Genomic DNA, 18,925 nt, shown 5'->3' on the forward strand with positions numbered 1-18,925 from the left:
CGATAATCGCGACATGAACCCGACTCTCATGAACCCGCTCGCGCCGCTGCGCCTCACGAGTTTTTCGCATGGAGGCGGCTGCGGCTGCAAGATCGCGCCCGGCGTGCTGTCGCAGATCCTGAAGAACCAGGCCGGCGGGCTGATCCCGCCCGAGCTCATGGTGGGCATCGAGACCGCCGACGACGCAGCCGTCTACCGGCTCAACGACCAGCAGGCGCTGATCGCGACCACCGACTTCTTCATGCCCATCGTCGACGACCCGTACGAGTTCGGCCGCATCGCCGCGACCAACGCGATCAGCGACGTGTACGCGATGGGCGGGCGCCCGATCATGGCGCTGGCGCTCGTCGCCATGCCGATCAATCAGCTGCCGGTGGAAGTCATCGCCGAGATCGTGCGCGGCGGACAGGACGTGTGCCGCGCGGCCGGCATCCCCATTGCGGGCGGCCATACCATCGATTCGGTCGAGCCCATCTACGGCCTCGTCGCCATGGGCCTGGTGCACCCCGAGCGCGTACGCCGCAACGCCGACGCGAAGGCCGGCGACGTGCTCGTGCTGGGCAAGCCGCTGGGCGTAGGCGTGCTCTCCGCCGCGCTCAAGAAGGAACAGCTCTCCGAGACCGGCTACCGCCAGCTCATCGAGAACACGACGAAGCTCAACACCCCCGGCATCGCGCTGTCGGCTCTCGACGGCGTGCATGCGCTCACGGACGTCACCGGCTTCGGCCTGGCCGGCCACGCGCTCGAGCTGGCGCGCGGCGCGAAGCTCAGGGCCGTCATCGAGTGGTCGAGGGTGCCGCTGCTCGAGAACGTGGTGGTGATGGCTGCCGAAGGCATGGTCACCGGCGCATCCGGCCGCAACTGGGCCGGATACGGCGCCGACGTGAAACTCGTCCCCGGCCTGCACGCCACCACGCAGAACCTGCTGAGCGATCCGCAGACCTCGGGCGGCCTGCTCGTGAGCTGCGCGCCCGATGCGGTCGATGCGGTGCTGAAGGTCTTCCGCGACGAGGGCTTCGCGCGCGCCGCCGTCATCGGCCGCGTGGAAGCCGGCGAGCCGTCGCTGCACGTGGTGCCCTGAAGAAGCAGTTCTACGCCGACTCGTCGAGTGGGCAGTCGCCGTCGCGAGCGGTCCGAGCTTGCGCCGAGAAGCGCAGACGTACATGGGTACGTCGAGCATCGCAGGTGCAAGATCGGATCGCGCAGCAGGCGAATGCCCGCTCGACGGCGGAGGGAGGAAGGAGTCGAACCTTCCCGGCGACGGCTGGCGCCACCAACCGGGTTTGAAGCCCGGCCGCCCCACCAGGGGCGATCTCCCTCCATGATCCGATTCGTCGTTCAAGGCCTTGCCCCGAACAACGACGTATCCGGCCGCAGCAGGTGCGTGTCTTTCACGCGCCGCGTGTAGCCCACACGATCGAAGAATTCCAGCAGCTGGATCGCGCGCTTGCGCCCCAGCCCGGTTGCGTCCCTGAAGCTCGCGGCCTCCAGGCCAGCGGGTCCGTCCAGGCAATCGCGCGCGATCGCCGCAAGGCGCTCCACGGTCGCCAATGGATAGTACAGGTCCTTCACCACCTGGAAGGTCTCGCCGCGGCGCGCGAGGCTTGCGAGCGTCTGCCGCACCATCGCTTCGCTCGCCGCGCAGTCCTTGGCCAGGTCGCGCACCCACGGCGGATCGAAGCCGCCGTCGGCCAGCCGGGGCAGCAGCTTCTGCGCGAGCTTCTGCTCGGCCTCGTTGAGGCGCGCGGCATGGTCGGGCAGATGCAGCCAGGTGCCGCTGCGCACCAGCGTGCCGCGCGCGACCAGTTCGTCGAGCGCGTGGCGCCAGAGCGCGTCGTCCGTGCGCGGGCCGGCAAGGCGCTTGAGGCGGCGCGCATCGGGGCCGACTTCGTCCGGCGCGGTGCGATGGAAATCCGCGAGGCGCTCGGCGATCTGTTCCTCGAGCACGCCCAGGTGCGACCGAGCGATGGCCGTGTGGCCGATGCGCACCGCGTCGGCCGGCAGCGGAAGAGCCTCTTCGTCGGCCAGCGAGAGCGCACGCGCCGCCTGTGCGGTGTCGATGCCCAGCGGCGCGTTGTGCAGCAGCGCGGCCACGCGGGCAGCCCGTTCGTCGATGGCCCACGCCGCCAGCGTGCGCAGCCGCTCGGGCGTGCGGCGATAGCGCACCGGCGCGAACGGATCGAGCACGCGCACGCCCGCCACCGTGCGCGTGGCCGAGGCATCGCGCAGCACGCCGCGGTCGCCGTGCCATGCGCCTGCAGGCTCGCGTAGCACCAACTGGGCAAGGGCGGTCTCTCCGGGCGCGAGGGCATCGCGGTCGAGCAGCGCGACCGACGCCATCACGTCGCTCGCGCCCAGGTGCGCATGCACCGTCGCGCCCGAGCGCAGCGGCCTCGCCTCGTCGGGCCACAGCGTGAGCAGGATGTCGATGCGCGCCGAGGCGAGCGCAGCCGACGGCGTGCAGACCCACTCGCCGCGATGCACCTCGTCCTTGCCGACGCCGGCCAGTGCGAGCGCACAGCGCTGCCCCGCGTGCGCCGACTCGGCCTGCTGGTTCTGCGCATGGATGCCGCGCACGCGCACCGTGCGGCTGCCCGGCGCGATGCGCAGCTCGTCGCCGATGCGCACGGTGCCGCTGAAGACCGTGCCGGTGACGACGGTGCCCACGCCGGAGAGGCTGAACGACCGGTCCACCGCAAGGCGGAAGGCCAGGCCTTCCTCGCGTGAATGTTCCTGACGGGCGACCTCCAGCAACCGCTCGCGCAGCGCGTCGATGCCCTCGCCCGTGGTGGCCGACACCGCCAGCATGGGCGCCCCGGCCAGCGGCGTGGGCGCGAGCAGGGCGGAGATGCCGGCCCGCACCTCGGCCAGACGCGATTCGCGAACGGACTCGTCGATGCGGTCGATCTTGGTGATGGCCACCGTCGCCTCGCGCACGCCGAGCAGCGCCACCACCGCGAAGTGCTCGCGCGTCTGCGGCATCACGCCGTCGTCGGCCGCCACCACCAGCAGCGCGTGGTCGATGCCGGTCGCGCCGGCGAGCATGGTGTGCAGCAGCCGCTCGTGGCCCGGCACGTCGACGAAGCCCAGCGACACCCCGTCGGGCGAGTGCAGGTACGCATAGCCGAGCTCGATGGAAATGCCACGCCGTTTTTCCTCGGGCAGCCGGTCGGTGTCGACGCCGGTGAGCGCGCGAACCAGCGTGGTCTTGCCGTGGTCGATGTGGCCTGCGGTGCCGATGATCATCGTGGGTATGCCGTCACATGAAGTTGCGGGTGTGCAGTTCGGCGAGGCGCTGAGCCTCGTCGTGCCCGAAGCCCAGCCGCGAGAGCCGCGCCCGGCGCCCGGCCGCCATGTCGCGCTGCAGCTGCTGCACGGCCGCGTGCCCGCGCGCGACAGCAGCGGGCGAGAGTTCGCCGGCCGCCAGCAGCACCAGTGAGTCGAACACCTCCTCGTTGAGGCCCGCCGTGCCGGCCAGCGTGTCGTAGCGCAGCTCGATGGCGTTGCGCAGCCGCACCTGGTAGTCGGGCTGCACCGAGAGCCGGTATTCGAGGTGCGCCATGCCGAAGGCGACATGGCGCGCCTCGTCGCGCGCCGCGAGCCGCGCGATCTGCCGGGTCACCGGGTCGGGCGCGTGCGCATGCAGGAAATTGAGCAGGTTCACGAAGCTGCCTTCGCCGAGCACCGCCAGCAGGAAGGTGGCAATGGAGAAATCGGGCGCATCGAACAGCGTGCGCAGCGAGGCCTGCCCGCCCGCCGTCGACAGCGCGGGCCGGTGGCCGCGCAGCGTGGCGCGGCGCGTGAACACCTCCACATGCCGCGCCTCGTCCGCGCACTGCAGCGCCAGCAGCTGCAGCACCTCGCGGAAGTGCGGGTGGATCTGCCCGAGGTGGCGCGCCGGCACCAGCAGCGCGGCGTTCTCGTTCTCGATCAGGTACGTCATCACCTGCACCACGGCGGCTTCGACGGCGTCCGGCAGCTCGAAGGGTGCGTCCCAGTCGATGGCGGTGGCCGGGTCCCACTGGGCTGCGGCCGCCTGCCGATAGAGCTCGCCGGCCGTGGCGGCCCAGAGCTCGTCGCGGCGGTGCAGCGCGAAGAAGAAGGGCGGGCTGCCGGCTTCCACCGTGGCGCCGCGCGCGGCCAGGCCCCAGCCGGGCGGGGCGTCCGGGGCCGGGGCATCGCCGGCGTCGCCTGTCGATTGAGCGCCCAGCCAGCGGCCCTCGGCATGCGGGCCGCGCGTGATGGCCGCTTCATCCTGCCCGGCATCGAAGCGCAGCGCATGACCCTGGCTGCGGCACCAGGCCTCCAGGTGCATGCGCCAGTCCGGCGAGCGCCCGCGCACGCGCAGCTCGCCGCCCACCGGCCGTTCGGCCAGCGCGCGGCGAATGAGCAGCAGGGCGCCCTGGTCGAGGCCCAGCGACTCAATATCGATAGTCGGGGTTGGTGATGCGGCCATCGCCGTCGTAGAAGGCTTCGTCGTCCACCGCGCGTTCGAGCAGCGCATAGCCGCTGGTGCGGCCGGCGCGCCATTCGCGCAATCCTTCGAGTTCGAGCAGCGGGCGCACCTGCGGGTCGTCCCAGCGCATCGTCATCAGCAGCGAGACGAAGCGGTCGACCAGCCCGGCCGGTGCGCCGGGGCTGGTGGTGAAGTTGCAGTGGTCGTAGGCGCCGGTGCGCGCCAACACGCGCGTGGCGCCCGGCGGCAGCGTGCCGTCGAGGCCGAAGGCCAGGTGGTTGCCGTCGATCAGGCAGCAGGCGTCGATCTCGCCGGCCATCAGCGCGAGCGCCGCATCGCGCTCGCCGCCGATGTGGTCGCCGTGCTTGCCGCCGAGCACGTCGAAGTAGCGGGCCTCGAAGTCGCGCTGCTTCACCAGGCCTTCGCTGCGCAGGTGGTCGAGCGGAATCAGCGTGGCCTGCGGCGAATCGAGCGCGCCGAACCCGATGGTCCTGCCGCGCAGGTCGGCCAGCGACTGCACCGGGCTGTCGGCGCGCACGACGATGGCGGAGCGCAGGTCGCAATCGGTGTCGCGCATGGCCACGGCTTGCACCTTCAGGCCCCGGCTGCGCGCGATGCGCTCGGCGCGCACCCAGGCCAGGGGCGAGTTCCAGGCGAGGTGCAGCGTGCCGTCGAACTGCGCCTCGACCTGGCTTTCGTAGTTCGAATACAGCACGTAGTCGAAGGCCAGGCCGTTCTTCGCGAAGAAGGCCTTGAAGCCCTCCCAGATGGTGACGACCTTGGGCGCGTAAGCCACCGCGCCCATGATCAGCGTGGGTTCAGGCATGGAATCGATCCTTCCTCAGAACAGCGGCAGGCCGGTGACGGCCTTGCCGATGAAGTCGTAGAGCACGTCGGAGGTCGGCGCCATCACGCTCGACGCGCGGGCGTCGCGGAACAGCCGCTCGATGCCCGCCTCCTTGCGGAAGGCCGCGCCGCCGCACACGCGCATCGCGATGTCGGTGACTTCGAGCGCGGTCTCGGCAGCGGCGGCCTTCACTTCGAGCACGCGCAGCATGGTGTCGGCGCGGCCCGCGCCGATGGCTTCGATGGTGTCGGCCAGCAGCGCCTGCGCCATGTCGGCCTTGATGCGCCCCTTCGCAAGGTAGGCGCGGATGGTGGGCAGGTCGGCCAGCGATGAGCCGAGGTGCACGTGACGCGTCTGGCCCACGTGGCCGATGGCGCCTTGCAGCGCACCTTCCATCAGGCCGGTCGAGCAGGCCGCGCTGAGCACCGAGAACCACGGCAGCACCACGCCCATCATGGTGTCGAAGCCCTTGCCGTCCTCGCCGAGCCTGGCGCTCGCGGGAACGCGCACGTTGCTCGCGGTGATCGGCGTGGAGGCGTTGCCGCGCAGCCCCAGCCCGTCGAAGCGGCCGGGCTGGCTCAACCCGTCGGATTTCGCGTCGACCAGCCACAGCGTGCTGGCGCCTTCGGCCGCGAGCGGCTTGCTCGACCACACGTAGCTGTCGGCCTCGAAGGCGGAGGTGACCCAGCTCTTGCGGGCGTCGAGCACCACGCTGCTGCCGTCCGCGCGCGCGGTGCCGGTGGGCGCCCAGAAGTGGCTGCGCGAATCGGCCTCGGAAAAGGCCAGCGTGCTCAGGTGCGTGCCCCTGGCGACGGCGCGGCGCGTGTCCTCGGGGCCGAACTGTTCGAGCACAACCGTGGCGCAGTAGTGCATGCACACGATCATCGCGGTGGAGGGGCAGGTCTGCGCGATGCGCGAGACCACCTGCGCGGCCTCCTTCAGGCCCAGGCCCTGTCCGCCGACCGACGCGGCCGAGACCAGCCCGAGCAGGCCGGACTCGCCCAGCGCCGAGATCGTCTCTCGTGGAAAACGTCCCTCGGCGTCGGTGCGCTGGGCCAGGGGCTTCAGCGTTTGCGTTTCGATACCGGCGAGCACTTCGAGGGGACTCATCGCTTTCTCCAGACAGGTGGTTGAGGGAAAGGGGGCGCTACAGCAGCCGCTCGCGCAGGGTGGCGAGCTGGCCCGTGAAGGGCATGCTGTCTTCGAGGCAGCGCAGGTCGAGCAGCAGGCGGTCTTCGGCGATGCGTCCGATCACCGGCAGCGGCAGGCCGCGCAGCGCGGTGGCGAGGGCGTCGAGCGCGGTGCCGATGCCCTTTTTCGAGGTGCCGGCCGGCGCAAGCGCGAGGCCCGCGGAGGGCAGGCGCTCCACCGGCAGCGAGCCGGAGCCGATCTGCCCGAGCAGCGGCACCACCTCGACCGTGAAGCGCGGCGACACGGCCGCCTGCACAGGCTCGCGCAACGCCTCGGCCATCTCGCGGATCGCATCGGCGGGCCGGGTGAGCAGCCGCAGCGTCGGCAGGTCCTGCGCGAGGCGCTCGGGCCGCAGGTAGAGCGACAGCGTGGCCTCGAGCGCGGCCAGCGGCAGCTTGCTCATGCGCAGCGCGCGCTTCATCGGGAACTTGCGGATGCGGCCCACGGCTTCCTTGCTGCCCACGATGAGGCCGGCCTGCGGTCCGCCGAGCAGCTTGTCGCCCGAGAAGGTGACCACGTCGCAGCCGGCCGCGAGCATCTCCTGCGGCAGCGGCTCGCGCGGCAGGCCGTAGCGCGCGAGGTCGACCAGCGAGCCGCTGCCCAGGTCGGTGGCCAGCGGCACGCCGCGCGCATGCGCGATGCCGGCGAGCGTGGCCTCGTCGACGGCCGAGGTGAAGCCCTGCACCGCGTAGTTGCTGGTGTGCACTTTCATCACGAGCGCGGTGCGATCGTTGATGGCGCGCTCGTAGTCCTGCGGATGCGTGCGGTTGGTGGTGCCGACCTCGACCATGCGCGCACCCGCGCTGGCCATCACGTCGGGCATGCGGAAGGCGCCGCCGATCTCCACCAGCTCCCCGCGCGAGACGATCACCTCGCGTTCGCGCGCCAGCGCCGCGATGGTGAGCAGCACCGCGGCGGCGTTGTTGTTGACCACCGTGGCGGCCTCGGCGCCGGTGATGGTGCACAGCAGCTCTTCGACCAGCGAGTCGCGGTCGCCTCGGCTGCCGGTGGCGAGGTCGTACTCGAGGTTGTTGGGCGACGTCATCACCGCCAGCAGCCGCTGCAGCGCCGCATCGGCCAGCAAGGCGCGGCCCAGGTTGGTGTGGATGACGGTGCCCGTGAGGTTCAGCACCGCCTTCATGCGCGGCGCGAGGCGCGACTGGATGCGCGCGGCGAGCGCGTCGCCGAGCGCATCGGGCCGCACGTCGGCAGCGGCGAGCTTGCCTGCGACGGCTTGTGCGCGAAGCCCTTCGAGCAGCGCGCGCGCCTCTTTCACCACGAGCGTGTGGCCGTGCTCGGCCAGCAATGCGCCCGGCACGGCGAGGCGCAGCAGTTGATCGACAGAAGGCAGATCCTGGGGCCTTGCCGTCGAGCCGTGGACCACGGACTCTTCGGGCATCGCCATCAGCCGCCTCCGCCGTCGTCTGGTATTTCGGGGTCGCTGAACAGCAGCATCAGGTTGTGGCCGCTGCGCTGGTGGCCGCCTTCGGACACGAGCAGATCCAGCGTGACGCTCGCCAGGTCGTCTGCGACGGGTTCGACCTCGGGGTCCTTCTCCATCACGACCTGCTTGAGGTAGTGTCCGCAGCTGTCGCAGCACTCGGCCTTCACCGCGCCTTCGCGCGCGCCGGTGGCCGGAAGTTCCACGCCGGGCTGCGGCGCCAGCGACTCGAAGTGGATGCCCTTGGTGCTCTCGCAGTGCGTGCACTTGATGCGCACGTAGTGCCACTCGGTGCCGCACAGCGAGCAATGCAGGTAGCGAAAGCCCGCCTCGTCGGCGCCGATGCGCGTGATGCTCGCTGTGGGTGCGCTGCCGCAGCAGGGGCATTCGTTGCCGGGGTCGGTGCGGCCGTAGATGTTCTCGCCTGCGCTCTCGGCCACCTGCAGCACCAGGTGCGTCCAGTAGGCCTGCAGCCCGGCGGCGATCAGCGGCGCCGCGGCGAGGTCGAGTCCGAACATGATGCGGCGCGAGAGCCGGTCGGCCTGCGCGTCGATCCATGCGCCGTCGGCGGCCGCCACGCGGTCGAGCGTGTCGCGTGCGGGGCCTTCGGGCAGCCTTGCGCGAAAGAGTGCGAGCAGCCGGCGCAGTTCATTCAGCCATACCGGATCGCGCGTCCAGCCGAACGCGGGCATCGGCGGCTTGAGCACCTTCGCGGCGGCCTCGAGCGCTTCGGATCCGGGCAGATCGACAGGCGGGTAGTCCTGCAGCACCTGGTGCTGCGCCTGGGCGAGGTCGGCGATGAAGATCAGGTACTCGCGCATCGGATGCGATGCCGCGAGCTGCCGCAGCCTGAGCTGGCGGTCGGAGAAGGCGAGGGAGCGCACCGGCAGGCGCAGGAACGGCATCTGCCGCCCGGCCTGCATGGCGATCTGCTCCGGCTCGAGGACGCGGGTGGTCCGGATCGGCGGTGGATTGCCGTTGGAACTGCTCATCCGGACGACTCTACAGCCATTCGCACGATTTGCGATACGCGATCGCCCCGAGTCCCCGCAGGGCGGCCCGGGTTTGTTCGCAGGATGCCGCTGAACCGCCGTTGCCGAGCCGGAGGTATCGCCCCCGGAAGGGGGAAGGCGCGCGCCACACGAAGTGCGCGCAGCCTGGAGAGAACCAGTTCATTCCCCCCGGGTCATCTTGCGGTGCCACAGCGGATGGTTGAGCTTGGCCCAGCCTTCGGTGACCGTGCCGCGCGTCATCGCGCGCAGCGTGCCCTTGACCCAGATGGCCGCGTAGATGTGCGTGATGACCGAGAGGATCAGCACCACGGCCGAGGCCGCGTGCACCACCACCGCGATGCGCCGCAGGAGGATCGGGAAGAAGCCCACGAACCACGGACTCCAGAACATGAAGCCCGTCACCAGCAACAGCAGCAGGCTGATGCCGAAGGCCCAGAACACCAGCTTCTGGCCGGCGTTGTACTTGCCCACCGGCGGCATGCTCGACTTGTCGCCCTTGAGCATCTTCGGCGCATTGGCGATCCAATCGCGGTCGCCCTTGTCGAGGATGTTCTCGCGCCACATCGTGAAGAACAGGAACACGAAGCCCAGCACCATCAGCAGCCCCATGAAGGGATGCAGGATGCGCGTCCAGGGCCCGCCGCCGAAGAGCGCGCTCAGGAAGAACAGGCTCGGATGGAAGAAGGCCAGGCCCGAGAGCGCCGCGGCGAAGAACATGATCGCCACGAACCAGTGGTTCATGCGCGTGGCGTCGCGGTAGCGGCGAAGGTAGTAGCGTGTCATCGCGTTCTTCTCCTCATGCGCGGGGTGCGGTGGGCGGCGTCGAAGAGGCCGAGGCCGGCGGCTGCTCGATCACCACCACGTCGTCGGGCCTGCCGTCGCGGTCGGCGTCGGGATGGTCGTCCTTGGGCTCGATGGGGCCGGTCTTCATGTAGTGGAAGAAGCTGCCCACCACGGCGCCGATCATGGCGACCACGGCGAGCGGCTTGGCGACGCCCTTCCACAGCGACACCAGCGGGCTGATGTGCGGGTCCTTCGGCAGGTCGGCGTACAGCTGCGGCCGGTCGGCGTGCTGCAGCACGTACATCACGTGCGTGCCGCCCACGCCCGCCGGGTCGTAGACGCCGGCGTTGGCGAAGCCGCGCTCCTTCAGGTCGACGATGCGCTCCGAGGCGTACTCGTGCATGTCCTCCTTGGTGCCGAAGTGCAGCGCGCCGGTGGGGCAGGCCTTCACGCAGGCCGGCTCCAGGCCCACGCCCACGCGGTCGGAGCACAGCGAGCACTTGTAGGCCTTGTTGTCGACCTTGCTGATGCGCGGCACGTCGAAGGGACAGCCGGTGACGCAGTTGCCGCAGCCCACGCAATGCTCGCTGATGAAGTCGACGATGCCGTTGGCGTACTTGACGATGGCGCCCGGCGAGGGGCACGACTTCAGGCAGCCGGGGTCTTCGCAGTGCATGCAGCCGTCCTTGCGGATCAGCCATTCGAGCTTGCCGGCTTCGGGCTCGACCTCGGAGAACTTCATCACCGTCCAGGAGGCGGGCGTGAGGTCGACCGGGTTGTCGTAGGTGCCGTGCGTGGTGCCGACTTCGTCGCGCAGGTCGTTCCACTGCATGCATGCGACCTGGCAGGCCTTGCAGCCGATGCAGGCCGACACGTCGATCAGCTTCGCGACCGGCTGGATCTGCGGCCGATGGCGGATCTCGGGCGACGGCGTGGTCGTGGCCGAGCGGGCGGCGATGTCGAGGGTTTGAAGAGATGACATCGTTCAGGCCTTCTCGATGTTTACGGTGAAGGACTTGTACTCCGGCGTCTGCGTGTTCGCGTCGCCCACGAACGGCGTCAGCGTGTTCACCAGATAGCCGGGCTTGGCGATGCCCACGAAGCCCCAGTGGTTCGGCAGTCCCACGGTATGGACCGTGCGCCCGTCCACCTGCAGTCCCACGATGCGCTTGGTGACCACGGCCACGGCCTTGATGTAGCCGCGCTTGCTCGACACCTTGACCATGTCGCCGTGGCCGATGCCCTTCTCCTTCGCGAGCTCTTCGCCGATCTCGACGAACTGCTGCGGCTGGATGATGGCCGAGGTGCGCACGTTCTTGGTCCAGTAGTGGAAGTGCTCGGTGAGCCGGTAGCTGGTCGCCACGTACGGGAAGTCCTTCGGCACGCCGAGCCTCTCGAGGTCGCCCTTGAAGATGCGTGCCGCGGGGTTGGCGCGCGCCTTCTCGTTGTTCGGGTGCATCAGGTTGTTGACCAGCGGCGACTCGAACGGCTCGTAGTGCTCGGGCAGCGGTCCTTCGGCCATGCCGGTGGGCGCGAACAGGCGCGCCACGCCCTCGGCGGTCATGATGAAGGGGCGCACCGCGTCGGCTTCCGTCGGGTTGGCGTCGGGCCGGATGTCGGGAATGTCCGAACCTGCCCACTGCTTGCCGTTCCACGCGATCAGGCCGCGCCTGGCGATCCATGGCTTGCCGGTGGCGGGGTCGGTGGACGCGCCGTTGTAGAGGATGCGCCGGTTCGCCGGCCAGGCCCACGCCCAGTTCTGCACCATGCCGATGCCGTACGGGTCGGCGTTGTCGCGCCGCGCCATCTGGTTGCCGGCCTGCGTCCATGCGCCCGAGTAGATCCAGCAGCCGCTGGCGGTGCTGCCGTCGTCGCGCAGCAGGCCGAAGCCCGAGAGCTGTTCGCCGGCCTTGGCCAGCGGCGGCTTGGTCGGGTCCTTCGGATCGGTCAGGTCGGCGAGCGCGCGGCCGTTGTATTCCATCGCCAGTTCCTGCGCGGAGGGCGAGTGCGGAATCTTGTAGGGCCAGGTGAGCTTGACGATCGGATCGGGGAAGGCGCCGCCGTCCTTGGCGTAGGCGGCGCGCAGCCGGTTGAAGATGCCGGCGACGATCTCGATGTCGCCCTTGGCCTCGCCCGGCGGCTCCGCGCCCTTCCAGTGCCACTGCAGCCAGCGGCTGGAGTTGGTGAGCGAGCCGTCCTCCTCCGCGAAGCAGGTGGAAGGCAGGCGGAACACCGTGGTCTGGATGTCGGCGCTCTTGACGTCGTTGAACTCGCCGAAGTTGCGCCAGAACTCGCTGGTCTCGGTCTGCAGCGGATCGATGGTGACCAGGAACTTGAGCTTCGAGAGCCCGTCGACGATCTTCTTCTTGTCGGGGAAGGAGCCCACCGGGTTGAAGCCCTGGCAGATGTAGCCGTTGAGCTTGCCCTGGTTCATGAGCTCGAAGGCCTGCAGCACGTCGTAGAGCCTGTCGATCTTAGGCAGGTAGTGGAAGGCCCACTCGTTTTCCGCCGTGGCCGCGTCGCCCCACCACGACTTCTGCATGCTGACGAAGAACTTCGGGTAGTTCTGCCAGTAGCTCATCTGGTTGGGACGCAGGGGCTTGAGCGCGCGGGTCTTGTAGTAGTCCTCCAGCGTCTGCTCGCTGTCACGCGCCAGCGACATGTAGCCCGGCAGCGAGTTCGACAGCAGCCCCAGGTCGGTCAGGCCCTGGATGTTGCTGTGGCCGCGCAGCGCGTTCATGCCGCCGCCCGGCACGCCGATGTTGCCCAGCAGCAGCTGCACGATGGCGCCGGTGCGGATCATCTGCGAGCCCTGGCTGTGCTGCGTCCAGCCCAGCGCGTACATGATGGTCATGGTGCGCTGGGAGGTGCTGGTGCTCGCGATGTACTCGCAGACCTTCAGGAACTTGTCCTTCGGCGTGCCGGTGATGCGGCTCACCATGTCGGGCGTGTAGCGCGAATAGTGCCGCTTCATCACCTGCAGCACGCAGTTCGGGTCCTGCATGCTCATGTCGACCTTGGCCATGCCCTGCTCGTCGAGCGCGTAGCCCCACGACTTGGGGTCGTAGTTGCGCTTCTCGGCGTTGTAGCCGCTGAACAGGCCGTCCTCGAACTTGTAGTCGGGGCCGACGATGAAGGTCGCGTTGGTGTAGTTGCGGACGTACTCGGTCTGGATCCTGTCGTTGCTCAGCAGGTAGTTGATGACCCCCGCCAGGAAGGCGATGTCCGACCCCGCGCGGATCGGCGCGTAGTAGTCGGCCATGGCGGCCGAGCGCGTGAAGCGCGGGTCGACCACCACCAGGCGGGCCTTGTTCTGTTTCTTGGCTTCGATGACCCACTTGAAGCCGCACGGATGCGCCTCCGCGGCGTTGCCGCCCATGATCAGCACGACATCCGCGTTCTGGATGTCCTGCCAGTGGTTGGTCATCGCGCCTCTGCCGAACGTCGGGGCCAGACTGGCCACCGTAGGTCCGTGTCAGACGCGTGCCTGGTTGTCGAACACCAGCATTCCGGTCGAGCGGAATGCCTTGTGCGTGATGTATCCGGTTTCGTTGGACGAGGCCGAGGCGCAGAGCATGCCGGAGCTGGTCCAGCGGTTTACGGTCTTGCCGTCGGCGTTGGTGGTCTGGAAGTTGGCGTCGCGGTCGGCCTTCAGCAGCTTGGCGATGCGGTCGAGCGCCTCGTCCCAGCCGATGCGCTTCCACTCCGTGGCGCCGGGTTCGCGCACCTCGGGGTACTTCAGGCGCATGGGGCTGTGCACGAAGTCGAGCAGGCCGGCGCCCTTGGGGCACAGCGTGCCGCGGTTGACGGGGTGGTCGGCATCGCCCTCGATGTGGAGGATGTCGGACACCACGTTCTTCGCCTTGTCGCCAAGGCTGTACATGATGAGGCCGCAGCCCACCGAGCAGTACGGGCAGGTGTTGCGTGTCTCGGTGGTGCGCGCGAGCTTGAAGTTGCGGGCCTCGGCCAGCGCGGCGGTCGGCGAGAAGCCGAGCGCGGCGATGCTGGAGCCGACCAGCCCCGCGCTGCTGACGCGGAAGAATTGCCGGCGGTTCATGTCCATGACGGAACCTCCTGCGGCGGTGAAGTGGGGGGTCGTTTCATCGTGGTCTTCTTTTCTTCTTGCGGGTAACTCGAACGAAAGCTGGCAAGCCGCGCTACTTCGGCGCCGAACCGTCGCCAGCGCTGGGCGCGGGCGCCGCGCCGCCGGACGAGCCGGCGCCGCCCGGGCCGCTCATGCCGCCGACGGCTGCGCCGCCTTCGGACGGCCCGTTGTGGGACGTGGTGGACTCGACCTTGTCGCCGGACTCGGCAGGCGTGATGCCGGTGGGGCTGGCGCCGGTCGTGCCGGCGCTGGCCTTGGGGGCGGGGGGTTTGGGATCGCAGGCGCTCAAGAGCACGCCGAGGGCCAGGCACAGACCCAGGGTTCGCAGGCGCTGAGATTGCAACATCGACACTCCTTCGGGGAAAGGATCGCCAGATAGTGGAATGTTTTTATTTGCCCCGCCGCCGCCGCCAAAGAATGTCTGATCGGAGCGAAGGGGTGTTTGAGTCGCATCATGCGGCAGGGCCGGTGTGCGGGCAAGTAGGCCAAAACCGGCAATAACCCTCGAATCCGGCTGCGAGCGAGCCTCTCGGCTATCGTCGCGGCCATGAATGCCTCCCTTCGCCTGGGTTGGCGCACGCTCTGGCGCGACCTGCGTGCCGGCGAGCTGCGCCTGTTGATCGTCGCCGTGCTCCTGGCCGTGGCCGCGCTCACGGCCGTCGGCTTCTTCGCCGACCGGCTGCAGGGCGGGCTCAAGCGCGACGCGCGGCAGCTGCTGGGCGGCGACGCGGTGATCGTCAGCGACAACCCGACGCCCGAGGCCTTCGTGGCGCAGGCCAAGTCGCTGGGGCTGCAGGGCTCCTCCACCTACGGCTTCCCGACCATGGCGCGCGCCGAGGACGCGCAGGGCGGCGCCAGCAAGCTGGTGGCGCTGAAGGCGGTGACCACGGGCTACCCGCTGCGCGGCAGCCTGCAGACCTCCACCACCATCGATGGCGCGGGTGCCGTCACGCGCGACATCCCGCCGCCGGGCGAGACCTGGGTCGATGCCTCGCTGCTCGACTCGCTGGGCCTGAAGGTCGGCGACACGTTGCTGCTGGGCGACACCGGCCTGCGCGTAGGCCGCGTCATCACGCTGGAGCCCGATCGCGGCGCCGGCTTCATGAGCTTTTCGCCGCGCGTGATGCTCAACCAGGCCGACGTGGCCCGCACCGGGCTCGTGCAGCCGGCCAGCCGCGTGGGCTACCGATATGCCGTGGCCGGCAGCGACGCCGCGGTCAAGCGCTTCACCGACTGGGCCGACGCCACCATCAAGAAGGGCGAACTTCGCGGCGTTCGGCTCGATTCCTTCGAAAGCGGCCGGCCCGAGATGCGCCAGACGCTCGATCGCGCCGAGAAATTCCTGAGCCTCGTCGCGCTGCTGGCTGCGCTGCTGTCGGCCGTGGCGGTGGCGCTGGCCGCGCGCGGCTTCGCGGCCAGCCACCTCGACGACTGCGCGATGCTGCGCGTGCTCGGCCAGAGCCAGCGCACCATCGCGGTGGCCTATGCCTTCGAGTTCGCGGTGATCGGCATCGTGGCCAGCGCGCTGGGCGTGGCCATCGGCTTCGCGGTGCACTACGTGTTCGTGCTGCTGCTGGCGGGGCTGGTCGAGACCGCGCTGCCCGCGGCCACGCTGTGGCCCGTGGCCTTCGGGCTCGGCATGGGGCTCACGCTGCTCTTCGCCTTCGGCCTGCCGCCGGTGCTGCAGCTGGCGCGCGTCCCGCCGCTTCGCGTGATCCGGCGCGACGTGGGCGGGCTCAAGCCCGCGTCGCTCGCGGTGCTGGGCGTCGGCATCGCGGGCTTCGCGGCCCTGCTGATGGCGGCCAGCAGCGACATCAAGCTGGGGCTCATCGCCGTCGGCGGCTTCGCGGGGGCGGTGGCGGTGTTCGCGCTCTTGAGCTGGCTGGCAGTGAAGGTGCTGCGCCGCAGCGTCAACGAAACGACCGCGCCGCGCTGGCTGGTGCTGGCGACGCGGCAGATCTCGGCGCGGCCGGCCTATGCGGTGGTACAGGTCAGCGCGCTCTCGGTGGGGCTGCTGGCGCTGGTGCTGCTGGTGCTGCTTCGCACCGACCTCGTCGCGAGCTGGCGCCAGGCCACGCCGCCCGACGCGCCGAACCGCTTCGTCATCAACGTCATGCCCGACCAGAGCGAGGCTTTCCAGAAGTCGCTGCGCGATGCAGGCGTGAGCAAGTTCGACTGGTACCCGATGATCCGCGGGCGGCTCGTGGCCATCAACGACAAGCCGGTCTCGCCCGACGACTACACCGAGGACCGTGCCAAGCGACTGGTCGACCGCGAATTCAATCTCAGCAACAGCCTGGAGGCGCCGCCGCACAACAGCATCACCGCGGGCAAGTGGACACCCGGCGCGTCCGGCGAGGTGAGCGTGGAAGAGGGCCTGGCCGAGACGCTGGGCCTGAAGATGGGCGACGTGCTGCGCTTCGACATCGGCGGCATGCAGAACGATGCGCGCATCACCTCGCTGCGCAAGGTCGACTGGGGCTCGATGCACGCCAACTTCTTCGTGATGTACACGGTGGCCTCGCTGGCCGACGTGCCCACCACCTACATGGGCGCCTTCCGCGCGCCCGAGACGCGCGGCTTCGACAACGCGCTGGTGCGCAGCTATCCGAACGTGACCAACGTCGACATGAGCGCCACCATCAACCAGGTGCAGCGCGTGCTCGACCAGGTGATCCGCGCGGTCGAGTTCCTGTTCGGCTTCACGCTCGCGGCCGGTCTCGTGGTGCTCTTTGCCGCGGTGACGGCCACCCGCGAGGAACGCGCGCGCGAGTTCGCGGTGATGCGCGCGGTGGGCGCGCGTGCCAGCCTGCTGCGGCAGGTACAGCGCGCCGAGCTCGCGGGCGTGGGCCTGCTCGCGGGTTTCCTCGCGAGCATCGTGGCTGCGCTCATCGGCTGGGGGCTCGCGCGCTTCGTGTTCGAGTTCACCTGGACCGCCTCGCCGCTGGTGCCGGTCGCCGGCGCGCTGGCCGGGGCGGTGCTGGCGCTCGGCGCCGGATGGTGGGGCCTGCGCGAGGTGCTGCGCCGGCCGGTGGTCGACACCTTGCGGCGCGCGGCCGAGTAATTTTTTTCTTTTCTTCGTGGCGATGCGAAGCAAGACAGGGCCGGGGATGCAATACATTCCCCGGCCCCGTATCCATTTCAAGAAGAGAGAAATTCCCGCATGCGCCTGGCGTCATTCCAGATCACCAACTTTCGCTCGATCAACGACAGCGGCCTCATCGACTCCACGCAGATCACCACGATCCTCGGCCGGAATGACAGCGGCAAATCGAACCTGCTGCGCGCGCTGCACAGCCTGAACCCTGCCGAAGGCATCGCCGAACTCAGCCCCATCAAGGACTTCCCGCGCCATCGCCGCCTGGAAGAGTGCACGGGCGACACGCCCGTCGTGTTCACGCGCTGGAGCCTCGACGAGAGCGAGCAGGCCGAACTGGCCGCGATCCTGCCGCGCGCGGCGGGCGTGCGCCACGTCACCGCCAGCCGCGGCTATGCCGCCGTCCGCACGGCCGGGTTCGAAGGACTCGGTGCCCTGTCGCTGGACGTGAGCGAGATCAAGGGCAAGGTGCGCAAGATCGTGCCGGCGGTCAAGGCCGCGGCCGAGAAGGTCGCAGAAGAGGCGAAGGCCGCGCTGGACCAGGAAGCCGACCTCTTCGACGCCGCGATGATCATGAGCCCCGACTACATCAGGTGGTCGGCCGGCGCGGTCAAGGCGGCGCAGGCCCTGCGCAAGGCGTTGGCCGTGGCCGGCGCCGAGCTCAGCGACAAGCAGGAGCAGATGCTCGGCGAGCTGGAAGACATGGCCCTCGCCATCGCCAACGACGCGCCCGCGCTGGAGCGCGCGCGGGAATGGGTCGTCGGCAAGCTGCCGCGCTTCGTCTACGTCGACGAATACCCGGCGCTGCCCGGGCGCCAGAACATCGCCGAATACCTGGGGCGCGAGGGCTGGGGCCAGCTCACGCCCGAGCAGCAGAGCTTTGGCAGGCTGTGCAAGGTCGCGGGGCTCGACCTGCGGCAGCTGCAGGCCCTGCTCGAGAAGAACGACCAGGCCACGCGCAACCAGCTCGTCAACCGCGCCGGCTCGGTGGTGACCGCCGAGATCCGCCGCCTCTGGAAGGACCGTGCGCTGAAGGTGCGCTTCAACCTCGACGGCCAGTACCTCGACACGCTGGTGTCCGACCCGAACGCCGCCTACGAAGTCGAGGTGAACCTGGAGGAGCGCAGCCGCGGCTTCCAGTGGTTCTTCTCGTTCTACGTCGCCTTCTTCGCCGACACCCGCGGCGGCCGGGCCGAGGACGCCGTGCTGCTGCTGGACGAACCCGGCCTGCACCTGCACCCCCATTCGCAGGCCGACCTGCTGGCGCACCTCGAAAAGGACTTCGCCGGCAACCAGGTCATCTACACCACGCATTCGCCGTTCATGGTGCCCGCCCACCGCCTCGACGCCGTGCGCACCGCGAGCCTGAGCGAAACGGCGGGCACCACGGTGAGCAACGCTGCCGAGGGCGACGAGCGCACACTGTTCCCGCTGAAGGCCGCGCTGGCGCTGAGCCGGATGGCGAGCGAGCCGGTGACGCAGGACGCTGCGAAGCCGCTGGCTGCGACGCAGGAACCGGTGAAGCCCGCGCCCGCCAGGCCTGCGAAGTCGGCAAAGTCCGCCGAGACGGCCAAGCCGGAGCCGTGAAGCCAGAACTCGCCAAGCCCGTTGTCGTGGAAAGCGCGAAGCCGGTGGAAGCGGCACTTGTCGCGGTGGCCGCGCCTGCGCCCGCGATGGCTGATGCGGCGGAGGCTGCCGCTCCCGCGAAGATCGATGCAGCCAAGCCCGAAGCGGTAGAGCCGGTCGTCGTGGAAAGCGCCAAGCCGGCACAAGCAGCACCTGTCGCAGTCGCTGCGCCGGCCGTTACGCCTGCGACGCCCGAATCGACGAAGCCGCCGGTCGCCGAGAGCACCAAGCCAGTCGAGCCCGTCGCGGCGGCGCCGGTCGCCGTGGCTGCCATGTCCGCGGAAACCCCCGTGGCGCAAAGCGTCGAGGAGCCGGTCGCCGCCATCGGTCAGCAAGCGGAGCAGCCGGCAGAAGTCGCCTGACGGG

Annotated in this window: 14 protein-coding genes and 1 tRNA gene; 4 read left to right on the forward strand and 11 right to left on the reverse strand. The window is 69.6% G+C overall.

Annotated elements, in window-relative coordinates:
• The first annotated feature begins 13 nt into the window (after positions 1–13).
• Complete coding sequence (selD, locus tag G369_RS0124270) at positions 14–1,081, forward strand: selenide, water dikinase SelD (protein ID WP_019656646.1); 1,068 nt, start codon at positions 14–16, stop codon at positions 1,079–1,081.
• Between the two features lie 147 nt (positions 1,082–1,228).
• Here selD and G369_RS0124275 read toward each other — a convergent pair.
• From G369_RS0124275 to G369_RS0124330, 11 genes are all read right to left on the reverse strand, one after another.
• Positions 1,229–1,321, reverse strand: a tRNA-Sec gene (locus tag G369_RS0124275).
• Positions 1,322–1,338: 17 nt separating this feature from the next.
• Complete coding sequence (gene selB, locus G369_RS0124280; RefSeq protein WP_019656647.1) at positions 1,339–3,246, reverse strand: selenocysteine-specific translation elongation factor; 1,908 nt, start codon at positions 3,244–3,246, stop codon at positions 1,339–1,341.
• A 13-nt stretch (positions 3,247–3,259) separates the two neighbouring features.
• Positions 3,260–4,456 carry a diiron oxygenase gene (locus tag G369_RS0124285; RefSeq protein ID WP_020723236.1) on the reverse strand — a complete coding sequence of 399 codons (1,197 nt, stop codon included), beginning with the start codon at positions 4,454–4,456 and terminating at the stop codon, positions 3,260–3,262.
• On the reverse strand, positions 4,422–5,282 hold the full coding sequence (locus G369_RS0124290; RefSeq protein ID WP_019656649.1) for a phosphate/phosphite/phosphonate ABC transporter substrate-binding protein: 861 nt from the start codon (positions 5,280–5,282) through the stop codon (positions 4,422–4,424). Before G369_RS0124290 ends, G369_RS0124285 begins: the two co-directional genes overlap by 35 nt.
• Positions 5,283–5,297: 15 nt before the next feature.
• Positions 5,298–6,413, reverse strand: coding sequence for an acyl-CoA dehydrogenase family protein (locus G369_RS0124295; protein WP_019656650.1), 1,116 nt, complete (start codon positions 6,411–6,413; stop codon positions 5,298–5,300).
• Between the two features lie 37 nt (positions 6,414–6,450).
• A complete protein-coding gene (gene selA, locus G369_RS0124300) occupies positions 6,451–7,899 on the reverse strand; it encodes an L-seryl-tRNA(Sec) selenium transferase (protein ID WP_019656651.1) in 1,449 nt (482 codons plus the stop codon).
• Entirely contained in the window at positions 7,899–8,927 is a 1,029-nt protein-coding gene (fdhE, locus tag G369_RS0124305) for a formate dehydrogenase accessory protein FdhE (protein ID WP_019656652.1), read from the reverse strand. The genes selA and fdhE overlap by 1 nt, the downstream gene beginning before the upstream one ends.
• A 180-nt stretch (positions 8,928–9,107) precedes the next feature.
• A complete protein-coding gene (locus tag G369_RS0124310) occupies positions 9,108–9,731 on the reverse strand; it encodes a formate dehydrogenase subunit gamma (RefSeq protein ID WP_019656653.1) in 624 nt (207 codons plus the stop codon).
• Between the two features lie 13 nt (positions 9,732–9,744).
• Complete coding sequence (fdxH, locus tag G369_RS0124315) at positions 9,745–10,713, reverse strand: formate dehydrogenase subunit beta (RefSeq protein ID WP_019656654.1); 969 nt, start codon at positions 10,711–10,713, stop codon at positions 9,745–9,747.
• 3 nt (positions 10,714–10,716) lie between these two features.
• Positions 10,717–13,794 (reverse strand): formate dehydrogenase-N subunit alpha, encoded by a 3,078-nt coding sequence (gene fdnG / locus G369_RS0124320; RefSeq protein WP_145760880.1) that lies wholly within the window; start codon positions 13,792–13,794, stop codon positions 10,717–10,719.
• A gap of 94 nt (positions 13,795–13,888) precedes the next feature.
• A complete protein-coding gene (locus tag G369_RS0124330; protein ID WP_019656657.1) occupies positions 13,889–14,182 on the reverse strand; it encodes a hypothetical protein in 294 nt (97 codons plus the stop codon).
• Positions 14,183–14,383: 201 nt separating this feature from the next.
• Between G369_RS0124330 and G369_RS0124335 the strand changes: the two genes are divergently transcribed.
• The 3 genes from G369_RS0124335 (at position 14,384) to G369_RS36260 (ending at position 18,921) form a co-directional block, all read left to right on the forward strand.
• Complete coding sequence (locus tag G369_RS0124335) at positions 14,384–16,900, forward strand: ABC transporter permease (RefSeq protein ID WP_019656658.1); 2,517 nt, start codon at positions 14,384–14,386, stop codon at positions 16,898–16,900.
• A 99-nt stretch (positions 16,901–16,999) separates the two neighbouring features.
• Complete coding sequence (locus G369_RS0124340; RefSeq protein WP_019656659.1) at positions 17,000–18,520, forward strand: AAA family ATPase; 1,521 nt, start codon at positions 17,000–17,002, stop codon at positions 18,518–18,520.
• Positions 18,517–18,921 (forward strand): hypothetical protein, encoded by a 405-nt coding sequence (locus G369_RS36260; RefSeq protein ID WP_019656660.1) that lies wholly within the window; start codon positions 18,517–18,519, stop codon positions 18,919–18,921. The genes G369_RS0124340 and G369_RS36260 overlap by 4 nt, the downstream gene beginning before the upstream one ends.
• Positions 18,922–18,925: the final 4 nt, after the last annotated feature.

The sequence above is a fragment of the Variovorax atrisoli 110B genome, from assembly GCF_000382045.1.
Classification (GTDB): domain Bacteria; phylum Pseudomonadota; class Gammaproteobacteria; order Burkholderiales; family Burkholderiaceae_C; genus Variovorax; species Variovorax atrisoli.

Bases quoted from the DNA above. Each gene is read 5' to 3' on its own strand.
- G369_RS0124340 (WP_019656659.1), top strand. From the start codon at position 17,000: ATGCGCCTGGCGTCATTCCAGATCACCAACTTTCGCTCGATCAACGAC.
- selD (WP_019656646.1), top strand. From the start codon at position 14: ATGAACCCGACTCTCATGAACCCGCTCGCGCCGCTGCGCCTCACGAGT.
- G369_RS0124290 (WP_019656649.1), bottom strand. From the start codon at position 5,282: ATGCCTGAACCCACGCTGATCATGGGCGCGGTGGCTTACGCGCCCAAG.
- G369_RS0124295 (WP_019656650.1), bottom strand. From the start codon at position 6,413: ATGAGTCCCCTCGAAGTGCTCGCCGGTATCGAAACGCAAACGCTGAAG.
- G369_RS0124310 (WP_019656653.1), bottom strand. From the start codon at position 9,731: ATGACACGCTACTACCTTCGCCGCTACCGCGACGCCACGCGCATGAAC.
- G369_RS0124285 (WP_020723236.1), bottom strand. From the start codon at position 4,456: ATGGCCGCATCACCAACCCCGACTATCGATATTGAGTCGCTGGGCCTC.
- fdhE (WP_019656652.1), bottom strand. From the start codon at position 8,927: ATGAGCAGTTCCAACGGCAATCCACCGCCGATCCGGACCACCCGCGTC.
- selB (WP_019656647.1), bottom strand. From the start codon at position 3,246: ATGATCATCGGCACCGCAGGCCACATCGACCACGGCAAGACCACGCTG.
- G369_RS0124335 (WP_019656658.1), top strand. From the start codon at position 14,384: ATGAATGCCTCCCTTCGCCTGGGTTGGCGCACGCTCTGGCGCGACCTG.
- selA (WP_019656651.1), bottom strand. From the start codon at position 7,899: ATGGCGATGCCCGAAGAGTCCGTGGTCCACGGCTCGACGGCAAGGCCC.
- fdxH (WP_019656654.1), bottom strand. From the start codon at position 10,713: ATGTCATCTCTTCAAACCCTCGACATCGCCGCCCGCTCGGCCACGACC.
- G369_RS0124330 (WP_019656657.1), bottom strand. From the start codon at position 14,182: ATGTTGCAATCTCAGCGCCTGCGAACCCTGGGTCTGTGCCTGGCCCTC.